This window comes from Bacteroidota bacterium (assembly GCA_026391695.1).
In the GTDB taxonomy this organism is placed as follows: Bacteria; Bacteroidota; Bacteroidia; order Bacteroidales; family JAGONC01; genus JAPLDP01.
The window spans coordinates 65,243-77,994 of the sequence record JAPLDP010000037.1; the positions used below are offsets into that span (position 1 = coordinate 65,243).

At 39.5% G+C, this 12,752-nt stretch carries 7 protein-coding genes; 2 read left to right on the forward strand and 5 right to left on the reverse strand.

Features of this window, described 5'->3' with window-relative positions; translation table 11 throughout:
* Window positions 1-14: 14 nt before the first annotated feature.
* Together mnmH and NT175_05460 are read right to left on the reverse strand one after the other, a co-directional pair.
* The gene (mnmH, locus tag NT175_05455; protein MCX6234161.1) at window positions 15-1,052 is read right to left on the reverse strand and encodes a tRNA 2-selenouridine(34) synthase MnmH; all 1,038 of its coding nucleotides are present in this window, start codon (window positions 1,050-1,052) and stop codon (window positions 15-17) included.
* A 41-nt stretch (window positions 1,053-1,093) separates the two neighbouring features.
* The gene (locus NT175_05460; protein ID MCX6234162.1) at window positions 1,094-4,282 is read right to left on the reverse strand and encodes a UvrD-helicase domain-containing protein; all 3,189 of its coding nucleotides are present in this window, start codon (window positions 4,280-4,282) and stop codon (window positions 1,094-1,096) included.
* 166 nt (window positions 4,283-4,448) lie between these two features.
* On the opposite strand from NT175_05460, the gene NT175_05465 reads away from it, so the two are divergent.
* Window positions 4,449-5,693 carry a peptidase C1 gene (locus tag NT175_05465; protein MCX6234163.1) on the forward strand — a complete coding sequence of 415 codons (1,245 nt, stop codon included), beginning with the start codon at window positions 4,449-4,451 and terminating at the stop codon, window positions 5,691-5,693.
* Between the two features lie 16 nt (window positions 5,694-5,709).
* On the opposite strand, the gene NT175_05470 is transcribed toward NT175_05465, so the two are convergent.
* Together NT175_05470 and NT175_05475 are read right to left on the reverse strand one after the other, a co-directional pair.
* Window positions 5,710-6,786 (reverse strand): T9SS type A sorting domain-containing protein, encoded by a 1,077-nt coding sequence (locus tag NT175_05470; GenBank protein ID MCX6234164.1) that lies wholly within the window; start codon window positions 6,784-6,786, stop codon window positions 5,710-5,712.
* Between the two features lie 64 nt (window positions 6,787-6,850).
* On the reverse strand, window positions 6,851-11,308 hold the full coding sequence (locus tag NT175_05475; GenBank protein ID MCX6234165.1) for a translocation/assembly module TamB domain-containing protein: 4,458 nt from the start codon (window positions 11,306-11,308) through the stop codon (window positions 6,851-6,853).
* A 65-nt stretch (window positions 11,309-11,373) separates the two neighbouring features.
* Here NT175_05475 and tsaD point away from each other — a divergent pair, with 65 nt between their 5' ends.
* Window positions 11,374-12,393 (forward strand): tRNA (adenosine(37)-N6)-threonylcarbamoyltransferase complex transferase subunit TsaD, encoded by a 1,020-nt coding sequence (gene tsaD, locus NT175_05480; GenBank protein ID MCX6234166.1) that lies wholly within the window; start codon window positions 11,374-11,376, stop codon window positions 12,391-12,393.
* A 24-nt stretch (window positions 12,394-12,417) separates the two neighbouring features.
* On the opposite strand, the gene NT175_05485 is transcribed toward tsaD, so the two are convergent.
* On the reverse strand, window positions 12,418-12,720 hold the full coding sequence (locus NT175_05485) for a hypothetical protein (protein ID MCX6234167.1): 303 nt from the start codon (window positions 12,718-12,720) through the stop codon (window positions 12,418-12,420).
* Between the last annotated feature and the right edge of the window lie 32 nt (window positions 12,721-12,752).

The window sequence follows — 12,752 nt, forward strand, 5'->3', positions numbered from 1 at the left end:
TGTTTTCATCGCATTTAATGGAAGCTGAGGGAGCGTTGATAAAATATCCTTATTTGGTCAGCATTCTCTGAAGGATTATCCGTTTCCAAAAGGAGATGAAGTTTGGGTTGATTTATCCTCGACTCAATGCTGTATGTGTATGTTTTATCATAATAAGAGAGAACGATCTCAATGGCTTTCCTGAAATCTCCCTGTTCTATTGCTTCTAATACAATTTTTGTGTTGACACCGCCAAGACGTTTGCTGATTCGCAAAACTGCATTTTTAAGTTGAAGTTGATTCATATTGGCGTATTCTTTTTCTAGTCTGTCGATTCTCTGTGATTTTTCTGTTTCCAGGATCAGCAAGGGACTTCTTAACAACTGTGCAAAGAGGACATCCGGGATTCTGTCAAATCCGATAGACTGGCTTTCATCCTCGATCCAAGTTGTCCGTGATAAGTCGAGATTCATCCACTCCCAATGGAGATCATTCTCAAATTGTTCATTAGTTGGTTGTCCGGGCAAACCCAGAGATCCGAATGCAGATCCCTTGTGCTTAGCAATATCTTCGAGGTCAATAATCTGTTCTCCTGATGTTTTTAAGGCATTAAGAATTAATGTTTTACCACTTCCGGTCATTCCTCCGATGACGACGAACTGAGCTATTCTTAAAAAATCCTGTCGAATAAATCTTCTATAGGCTTTATATCCTCCCTTAATAACAGTAATATTCAATCCTGCCACATCCAGCAACCATGCCATAGCCTCGCTGCGCATACCTCCACGCCAACAATGGATTATCAGTTGCTTTCCTTTAGCTATTACCAGCGCTTCTCTTACCAATTCCGGGATTCGTGGTCCGACAAATTCAAGCCCGGTGAAAACGGCAGAATCCCTACCTGATTTATTGTACATTAATCCTATCCTGGCTCGTTCGTCATCACTCAATAAAGGTATATTATATGCACCAGTTATATGTCCACGGCTGAATTCAGCTGGTGACCGAACATCAATAACGGGAATCGTTCCCAATAGTCCGGCTATTTGATCAATATCTGAATATCTGATCATGAATTTATCAAAGCAGGATTAAGAATATTAAGGACATTACCTTACCCATTGACTTCAACGACTTTATCGGGTCGTTCAATATAAAGAAGAAATTTTCTGATATTCCCGTATCCCATTTTAGCCAAGGTATGAGCATAGGTATTGATCTGCATTTCATGCTTTTCATCGGGGCTGCCTGTTTTATAATCAAAAATCAATGTTGCATCGGAATTAAGCACAAGTCGGTCGGGACGATAAGTCAGGCCTGAAGGCAATAATACTTCTGATTCGGTGAGTACGTTTAATCCCGGTTTAAAGTAATCATTTATAACCGGATCCTTTACTAAATCCAATATCAACCCGCTGAGTTCAATTTTTTGTTCCCCATCAATAATTCCTGACCTGACATAATCGGATAACACTGGATCAACATCATCCTGAGTCAAGATTTTAGAAAGGATAGAATGAATGAGATTCCCCCGTTTCCGACTTCTTTCAGGATCCGTAATGTCCCAGATTTCAGGGGCTTGTGTGCTCAATAGTATAGTATGAGTCCATTCGCCAGTAGTCAAAGGTCTCAGGTTATAATTCCTGTCATCTTTCTCTTTTCTTATATCCTGACAGACTACTTTACTTCCAAATGTATAAACCGTACGGTCCTCACTCCAGAAGCCACGTTTTTCGAGATAATAACGCAATATTGATGGGACTGATTTCACCTCTTTGGATTTTAAAGGCGGCATTACTGAAATGATGTATAATCTATCGACCGGCCTGGTCATCACCACATATAGCAAATTGATCATATCCAACATTGACTTTTCATTTTCCTCGTCATACAGCGGGCCGAATTTGGATTCTTTTAATTGGGAGGTGACCGGAATCAAGGCTGTATTAAGTCCAGGTAACTTCTTCTCTTCCAGGTCAGTCCAGACATTATTTTTCGCCAATTTAAGCTTTTCGTCAGCAAATGGAAAAATGACAACAGGGAACTCCAGACCTTTTGCTTTGTGTATGGTCATGACACGAACGGCATCCGAACCCTCGGGGATCTGAATAGAAAGCTTTTCGTTGTTTTCATTCCACCAGTCAAGAAATCCATAGATGCCCGAGTTGTATTTGACAGTATATTTCAAAACAGCATCAAGATAAAACTGTAAATATGGATTATCATGCCTATTCATATGGAAAAAACGGATCAACTCCTCGTTCAGGTCGTACACAGGCAATTTCAGAAGGCAGGATGGATCAATTTCAATTTTCAGACTTTTAAGAAAGGATAAAAACCGGTCGTGAGTGTATGGCTTTTCTTCAGAGATAAAAAAATTATTATTCAAATAAGAATCCAGGGTCATATCCGGAAGAAACTTATTAATCAATAAATAATTGACTATCTCTATTTCAAGTATTGCTCCCGGCGAAAGTAGATATTCAGTAAACGCAATAAGAAAACGGATATCGGGTGAGTTTTTTAACAACAATGATTCATATGAAACAACATCTATTCCTTCTTCCAGTAAATATCTTGCCAAATCACTGGCATCATCATTCTTCCGACATAAGATAGCAATATCCTTTAAGTGAAATTCATCATTCTGAAGTTCCGCGATTAACTCCTTCACCCTGGAAAAATTATATTCCTCAAATGAATCAGTTGCATTCTCTTTACTATGGAACTCGCATTGCAAATAGCCACCGATGTTTTCAGGCTGATATTGCTGATCATGCTGGTCATAAATCTTCCTGAAATCATCTGAAAGAAGTTGTTTTATTACGGTGAAAAAATCATTATTAAAGCTGACAATCTCAGCTTTAGAACGGAAATTCTGTTTAAGATGCAATATTTCATGATTTTGAAGGATACTCCCTTCAACCTCCGATAAAGAAGGATTATTCTCTTTCTTAAAAACTTCAGGCAATTTGATGAATTGTTCGACTTCACCGTTTCTCCATCGATAAATTGCCTGTTTACCGTCACCGACAAGCATATTCAAGTTTCCGTACGATAGCGAATTATGCAAGAGGGGCAGGAGATTTTGCCACTGGAGGATGGAAGTATCCTGAAACTCATCGATGAGGAAATGCCTGTATTTTTCACCAAGTCGCTCATAAATGAATGGTACAGGTTCGCTGACAACAAATGATGCTAGCCTCTTGTTGAACTCTGATATATGAATAAACCTGTTACGCAATTTCATCTCATTCATCACCTTCTCAATTTCATTAAGAAGGGCCATTGGGAAAATATTGCGCTTCAATATTTTACTTACTAAATATTCCTGGTAATTACGTTCCCTAATTACTCTGATTTTATGGTAAGCATCCAACAAATACGGTTTTAACATTTCGATGGAGGCTTTATCATCAGTTGTCGCTGAATTGCTGCACCACCGGTCGCTGTCGATTGTCTCCCTGACACGTTGGTTGGGTTCCAGTTTATCAAATTCCTTACGGAAGATATACTCGAAATACTTTATCAATCCCTGTGTATGATAATAAAAAGCACTCCGCTGGATGTGATTATCATCAATTTTTTCCAGAACTGCCGAAGCAAGGCCAAATAGTGAATTCTCAAAAGTATAGACTATTTCGCCAAGTGTTCTGTTGATCTGCATGAAGTCATCGAAGGAAAGATTCTTCAATTTCTCCAGATACTTCTCCCCTTCTTCGTTTAAAATAGCTTCGGTAAACTTCTGCAGGTCATAATCGATTTGCCAGCTATCTTCCTGGCTGACTTTTGTTTCAATAAAATCCATGAGCACCCTGGTCAGGTTGGACTCAGTACCTGCCTGGCTGATCAGAAGGTCAATGGTCTTAGATTTAAGATTATCCGTATCCAGTTCAACATCAAAGTCATAAGGAAGGTGAATATCATGAGCAAATGTTCTGATGATTCTGTAAACAAAGCTGTCGATAGTGGAAATGGCAAAATCTGAATAATGATGCAAAATAAGCGTCAGCGCATCTGAAGCTCTTTGAGTGACGGTTGAGGCATTCATGCCTGTTTTTTCCATGATTTCCGGTAACAGAAACCTCACGGCAACAGATTGTTTAAACTGCTCCGGATCAGAAAGCTGCCTGAGATAAAGAAGCACACGCTCCTTCATCTCATTAGCTGCTTTATTTGTAAAGGTGATGGCCAGTATATTCCTGAAGCGGGATGGATCAGAAATCACCAGTTCCAGGTACTTTTTAACCAGTGTGAAAGTTTTCCCCGATCCGGCAGACGACCGGTAGATCAACAGGCTCATGTATCATAATTTGCGCCAATAAAATTACGCAAATTTCTGATCGGTCTAATCTTTATATGATCTGCTTTTTATGGATGCAGTGTTGAAAGGGAAGTCATCAATGTTGGTAAAAAAATCTGTACTTTAGCCAAGCATAAAAATGATACAAACTTTCAATTTTATTCAGATGAACAGAAAAATTTCTATTTTATTTTTATTGTGCATCCTCTTCAACTCATCTTTAACAATCGCACAGGTAAAACCAGCTAAGGACACAGGTGTATATAAAGAAAAGCAATCCGGATATTTCAGGGATGTTATCCTGAAATCCATTAATAAAGATGACCAAAAGGATGGGGAGTCAGGATCTTCAACATACTTTACGGTTGATTTCACCGGGTATAATTTCCCAAACGACATCACGAAGTATACCACATTCTGGCATAATCCACCCCTTTCGCAGGGTATAACAGGCACGTGCTGGTGTTTCGCAGGAATATCCTTTTTCGAATCAGAAATAAATCGTCTTGCAGGTATTCAAGTAAAGCTATCGGAAATGTATATTGTATACTGGGAATATGTTGAGCGTGCCAGAGCATTCGTAAGGAACAAAGGAGATATATATTTTGCCGAAGGTTCTGAAGCCAATGCTGTCATCAGGACCATGAAAACTTACGGAGCTATACCATTCGATGCTTACACGGGCAAGCCAAAAGATCAGGAATTTCATGACCATGGCAAAATGGTTGATGAGATGAACAAGTTTCTGACTTTTGTCAAAGAGAATAACTTCTGGAATGAAAAAACCATTATTGAAACCATTCAGTCCATCTTAAAAAGTTATATGGGCGAACCACCTCAAAAATTTACATTTCAGGGAAAAGAATTTACACCGGGACAATTCCTTACAGATGTGCTCAAATTAAACCTATATGATTATTATAGTTTTATGTCGACAATGGAATTGCCCTATAATGAAAGAGGAGAATTGGTTGAACCTGATAACTGGTGGCATTCAACAGACTATTACAATGTGTCGCTGGAGGATTATTTTAGTATTATCACCAATTCTGTTTCAAAAGGATACACAGTTAGTATTTGCGGTGATGTAAGCGAGCCCGGCCATAGCAGCAGGGAAAAAGTATCGGTCATCCCATCTTTTGATATACCTGCTGATTTTATCAATGCCTCTTCACGGCAATTACGACTGGTCAATCAGAGTACAACCGATGACCACTGCATTCATATTGTCGGTTACACGATTCAAGATGGAACATACTGGTTTCTGGTAAAAGATTCAGGCAGCGGAGCATTTGATGCGCCCCCACAAGGGTACAGATTCATGCACCAGGATTATATCAGGCTGAAAATGATGAACATCCTTGTGCATAAGGATGTGGCGAAACCTGTACTTGATAAGATTATCAAATAATGGAAAATCAATGGTATCACTTAACAATTAATCGCTGAAAATATAGAGCATTTTCATTCCGTAAAACAACCAGATAAATACCATTGCTCTGCTCCAACTTGCTGATATTAATACTTATAACCGGGTTTCCCGCAGGAACATGGTGATAATCCCTTTGCAATAGAATCTGGCCTGTGACAGAATAAATCTCAATTTTAAAAGGACCCTGTTTAAATCCGGCAGTATTCACATAGAATAAATCATCGCAGGGATTTGGATATAATTCCAGAAATCCGGTTTTGTATTCATCAGACTGGATATGAGTTAATATTCGCAGTGAATCAATATATTTGACTGTGGTCACAAGTCCTTCCTGGGTAACCTGTAAAAGTGGTTCGCCAAATCCATTCGCCATCCATTTGTATTCAGTCAGTGTTCTGTTAATGGGGAAGCCGATATTCAGGGTATCAATATAGAGACTATCATTAATCTGAAGATCTGACTTTATGCGGAGTGTTTCAAAGGTTCCAAAGGGAGTGGTCAATGTTCCCCAGCCATCGACAGTATTTTTCCGATGCCGGGATGTACTGTAAAAACCAAATCCCGGGACGCCAATGCTATAAGCCGAAGAAGATGAATCCACATCCCCGTATTCAACAGGGAAATTATAATAGACATCAGGGTCATCATATTTTAGAGGCAATGGTATCCCATTCACAGTGAAAGCATAACCTGCTTCCCAGAAGGCGCTGTTTGATCCTTTATAATAATTATATACATCCGTCACCTGCAAGCCCGGGATAAGATCAAAATTTGCCTGTTTCTGGGCTACTGTTGCAACAATCGGGTAGAAAAAAATAAGCTGATAAACCAAAGGTGTCGACCATACGCTGACAAATGTGTCGACTTGCTGGTAAAGAACACTCAGAGTCGAAAAATCCCAGGTATAATCCTCACCTGTAAGAGTGAAGTCAACAGTACCCGTTGTGAGAGTATTGCTTGACCGGATTGTATCACCTACTTCAAGCATATCATCCGAAGTAATGGTTATTTGTGGTAAACCAGATATTGAAAAAAGCACTACCCAAAAGGAAAGGAAAAGAAATCGTTTCATAAATATATTGTAATAAAGATAGTGACGCTAAAATACAAATATTTTGTCAGGTCAAGATATGTTACTAACGAAGTACGACTTTATTAACTGCTTCGGCTTTCTTACGTTTTCTTTGGAACAGATCGCCGAATCGATTAAAATCCTTCCGATATGACACGCCGACACCTTGTGTATACGGTGCGTTATCATTCGAAAGGTCGATGGTGTTACTTTTATTATATGCTCTGACCCTGAATCGTCCATCAGGTGTGATTTTAGCCTCGATGAGTACATCGCCGACAACCTGACTGGCATTATTTGCCGAATTCTGATACCCTCCAAAACCAACAGAACCGTTTATCAGAACACGATCATTAAATAATTGTGTTGAAAGAGCGAGTTCCAGCTGTTCAGGCGACATGGCATCACCTTTAACATAATTTACACCGATATTAAATTCGTCACTTATCTGTGAAAGCCAGTTGCTAAGCTGATTGGCAAGTATTTCGTACGTATTTATTCCCATACCTGACATCACGTTATTTCCTCCTGTACTAAAGCTAAAGCTGTTTAGCACCAGAAGTGAAAGCACCTGCCGGGTCATTGACATCTCATTGGTTGTGTCGATAGCAGAATAAACGATATTCCTGACATCTTCGGATGCATCCGGAAGGTCAATGCTAAAATGGATATCCGGGTTAAAAAGGCTCCCTGTTAATCCGATGGTGCAGTTCACAGGAATACGTTGTGAAAGAGCAGACGTATCACCTGTCGTTACCGGCAGACCGCTCAAACTTGGTCTGACCTGATAAATGGCTTTCAAGTTGACACGTGCATCATAGATATCACCAGTCCAGGATATAGTGCCTCCCTCCTGAATTTTAAAAGTCCTGCTAATCAGGTTTTTCATTGTAAAGTAAAATAAACCTGAGTTCATAATGTACGTTCCGTTTATATTGAACTCACCATTGGGATTTATACCCAGTTTCATCAAACCATCACCGGAAACCTTAATATTACCCATCTGCATGGGTAGAAAAATCTGAATAACTGCATCGTTGGTCACATCAAGCTCAAAATTCATTGTCAATCCACTGATCCCAGGATCATGGAGAGGGGCAGGTCTTCCAAAATCCTCACTTGACCTGAATCGGATAAAATTATTCTCCGACACATCGGCCGTGTAACTGATAGGGATGAAAACCCTGGTACCTTTTTCTGTTTTCGCCTTAATATCAAACATAATATTTTCAACAGGGCCGGTGATTTTGACTACTCCTGATGCCAATGCGTCCCCATAAAAAAGAGGACTTTGTGACGGAGTGTTACTCATACCCATAAAATCTGATGGTGATATCGCAAGATCCAAACGGATATCACTGAAAAATTTATGATATATTTTGCCATTGACGATGGCTGAACGTCCCAATGTATCATAGACAGTGACATTATTAAAACCAATATAATCAGTGCCAAATTCTATATTGTCGGACAGTGAATAGAGCGTATTCAGAAAACCAATCCTAAACTCTGTCCTGCGGACCTTTACATTACCTGTAAGCTTCGGTGATGACTTGCTGCCCTTGAGATATAGATTGCCTGAAGCATAACCGTTAAAGGAGCTGAAGAATGATGCGAAGAAAGGATATAGTGTGTGAAGTTTATAATTATAAATATTAATGGTAAAATCGAATGTATGTTCATTATCATTGGGGTAATAGGCGCCAGTCACCTCTAAAGTCCTTGAGACAGTATCGGTGCCTTGATAAAGAATTTCAACAGTAGTCGTCAGCTTTGATGCCACATTATCCCAATTCGTTTTGAGTGTCATAACCCCAAGTTCTTCCTGGTTGAAATTGAACTTCCTTACAGTCAGATCACCAATAATGTTTGGTGCATTGATAAGATTTGCAAATGTTACTTGACCGTTTATAACACCCTTCATATTAATTCCTTTATTCTTAAGAAGAAGGTTAAAATATGAGATGTCAAACTGATCAAATTTTACTGTTAGCTGGTCGGAAGGATTTCCTGATACAGTGCCGTCGATTTCCAATCCTACATGAGGGCCAGATACTGTAAGCTGTTTAATTGTGACGGCGTTGGAGTCGATCAAAATCTGGTTATCCGGTCTTATTGTCCAGGCGGAATCATTAATGACCATTGATCCTGAGGCAATCCGGCAATCAATCAAAGGATATTGGGTTAAAGAAATTAATCCATCAATATTACCGGAATTTCTGGAATAAGTCAACGAATCATTCCAGTATAAACCAATACGAACGCTGTCGCTGGCAAACCTGGTATTTATTTTAAGGGCATCAATACCCAGTTGGAGAGTATCACCAGGACTCGCTTCCTTAAACCATAAATGGCTTGCCCCTGTCATAATTTCGAAGTAATCGTCTGTTGTATGCCCATTCAGATAATAATTTTCAAATTTTCGACCTGCTGCAACAACTGACTGAGAGTTGAATAAAACTTCCATTTGACCGGTCCTTGAATCAAAAGTCCCGGTCAAAGTCGAATTTGGCGATATAGTTATTCCTGGAAAAAACAATTCAGATATTATTGAAATGTCCTTTAAATTAACTGACAGATCAAATCTCTGGGGGTTAACTGTCATTTTAGTAACAGAATCCTCTGGAATAAGGTGTGTTAAGTACCTATCAAAGACTTTTGTAAATGCCTGAGGCAATTTCGTGAGATAAAATTCACCTTCAATACTGGCATCAATAAAATCAGAAACCAGGGTGATCTTTCGAAATGTTGAATTCGGACTGGATGCAATAAGTTCCAAATTATTCAGCCTGTATTCCTTTTGATGTTCTATGTAAATTGTGTTGCTGAGTTTTGCCTTTCCGATAAGATTATCCAGATCATTACCGGCCATATTAACTTCAATATATGTTGAAAACATAGCCAGTGTATCTCTTTTACTGAGTCCCAGGTCAAAAAGCCTGGCATGCTGAATATCCGCGATAAAATCAAACTGGGGACTTTTACCGTTGAAATCGATTAGTCCTGTGAAATTCAAGCCAATAAAGGGATCATCAACGCTTAAAAGACCATTGAATTTTTTCTTGGAATAGTCACCTGCAATTTTGATTTGTTTATACTTATGATTCCTGAATTCCAGGGTGTCAATCAGTACATCCATTTTAACATCGACAGTATTATTATTAAGTCCGTGGCCGGTAACGGAGGCAACCATATCCATCCTTCCAAAATCCTGCGATAAACCCGTCAGGATACCCAGATTGAGGTCTATGGCCTCAAGTTTACCACTGTATCCAACTATTTTGGCAGCCCGGTTATTTTTTAGCAGAATATCGGTGGATAGGGTACCAATTTCAGTGTAAAATGTTGCCTTTGTAACAAAATCATCATAAAATCCTGCAAATGTGCCAATGACACGAATATTTCCCAACACATTCAATATGTCAGGTAAGTCAAGATGGTTGTCAGCATTTCCCGGAAGGTAAAACTGTTCAATATCTCCGGCATTTGTTGATAGTTCTTTAATTTTAAGCTGTACATATGTCTCTTCAATATTGGGTAGTCCTGATACATTAATGTTGCCTGAAAAATAGGTTGAGCTCCCAAATAATAAAAGGAAGTCACGCAATTTAAGGTTGGACACCGGACCCGATATCTTTCCTGACAAAGTGATTTTATTATTCATACCATTCAAAGCAGATGAAAAATAGGCAATATCCTCCATAAAGACTTCCGAGTGCCGGATTTCTGCTTTGATAGTTACCGCATTAAGGAAATCCCCGAATCCGGTAAATCCATTGTACGTCAAACCCAGGTCCAGATCAAGCAAGGAATTATTCGTTTCAATTTTAAGATTTTTAGCATCCAAACCTGCAGGACTAAAACAAATCCCTGCAGAAAATCCCCGTAAGTCAAATCCGCTCCGATCTTTGAAGGATAAGTTCTTGATGTTACACCATATCGTATCTTCAATCATTTTCAGGTCGGTCAGGCTGATGTTCAATCCATTGAGGTCAAGATTAGAAAAATCAATAAACCGCGAACTGTCTGGTTCTGTCTGGAGTACCTCATTTTTAAGTATAAAATGGCAATTCTTCAGATTCACTCCAGTACATGTCACTGTCCATTTCTTACTTATTGGAATGTTCTGTAATGTATCAGTGGCTGTTAAAATATTAAAGATAAACTGCAAATTGTACAGGCTGTCGCTGCGGTATGTCCTGAGTGCGATCAGGCTCTCCTCAAGGGTGACCGAATTCAGCTCAATAATGTGATCCCTGATTTTTATCCTTCGCAAATCAAGACGTATTTTCTTGGCATCCAAAATTTTATTGCTACGAAGGTCATCAATGGAAAGATCAGTAACAACAATATCCAGGAAGCCACCGATGTGTATGGTTCCAACTGAAATGGCAGTATTGAGTTTTTTCGACAAGTAGGATGCGGTTTTTTTTGCGGCATAAGTCTGAACAGCAGGAATCTGGAAAAGACCATAAAGAATAATCAGAAGCGCAATGACGGCAAGCACGAAGTAAAGGAACACCCTAAGTATCCTTTTTTTTATACTTTTGCGTTTGATATGATTGTTAGCCTCTTCCACAAGTTGCAATGGATATTTATATTTTGGGCATAGAATCCTCTTGTGATGACACTTCAGCAGCTGTAACACATAACAACGTCATCCTTTCCAATGTTATTGCCAACCAGGATGTGCATCGGAAATATGGTGGTGTTGTGCCTGAGTTAGCTTCACGGGCACATCAGCAGAATATCATTCCTGTTATTGAACAGGCGCTGCACTTAGCAAAGATAAATAAAAAACAATTGCAAGCCATTGCATTTACAAGAGGACCGGGGCTTCTGGGCTCTCTTATCGTGGGTACGAGCTTTGCAAAATCCTTTGCGATGGGATTAGGCATACCGCTTATAGAAATAGATCACCTGGATGCACATGTTCTGGCTCATTTTATCCAAAGAGAAGATCTGCAGCATGATGTACCTTCCTTTCCATTTTTGTGTATGACTGTATCAGGTGGTCATACTCAAATCGTCCTGGTAAAGGATTATTTTGACATGGAGATCATAGGCCGAACGCTTGATGATGCTGCCGGGGAGGCGTTCGATAAAGCAGCAAAAATCATGGGACTCCCCTATCCTGGTGGGCCAATGGTCGACAAATTGGCTAAAGAAGGACACGCTGATGCTTTTAAATTTCCTAAACCCAGTATCCCTGATCTGGACTATAGCTTCAGTGGGTTAAAGACTTCATTCCTGTATTTCCTGCGCGATCGGTTAACTGAGGATCCTGATTTTATAGAAAAAAACAAGTCCAATCTTTGCGCATCTCTTCAGTTCACCATTGTGGAGATTCTGATGGAAAAATTGACGAAGGCTTCTGATATTACCGGCATTAAGGAAATCGCTATTGCTGGTGGCGTTTCGGCTAATTCAGCATTAAGAAAAACTATCCTTTCAAAGCAAGTATCCCATGGATGGAGGACTTATCTGCCACGTTTCGAGTATAGCACAGACAATGCGGCCATGATTGCGGTGGCAGGATATTTCAAGTATCTGAGAAGGCAGTTTGCCGGGCAGGATGTATCGCCCTATTCACGAAGCGGGAGATAATAACGATTATTCACTATAACCAATTTAAACCTGCCCGGAAGGATTGTCACCTGAGGGTGAATATTTCTTAAAGTTGAATACCCTATTACTTCTTCGTTCATAGTTTTCCTCACGCATGGCCATCAAGCGTAATTCATGGATAAACTGATCGATGGTGGTGTCATCAAAGCCTTTTTCCCTGGCAGCATCTTCCAGTGTCAGCCATAAAGGCTCTCCGCAAGCGATACACCGTATACCTTTCTGGGATAAATAGTGTAATGTAAATGGATATAAAGTCACAAGGTCATCAATTGAAATATCACGTGTTATTTGTGTTTGATTTTTCATTTCAATGATGAATTTTCAGTGTTATAATTTTC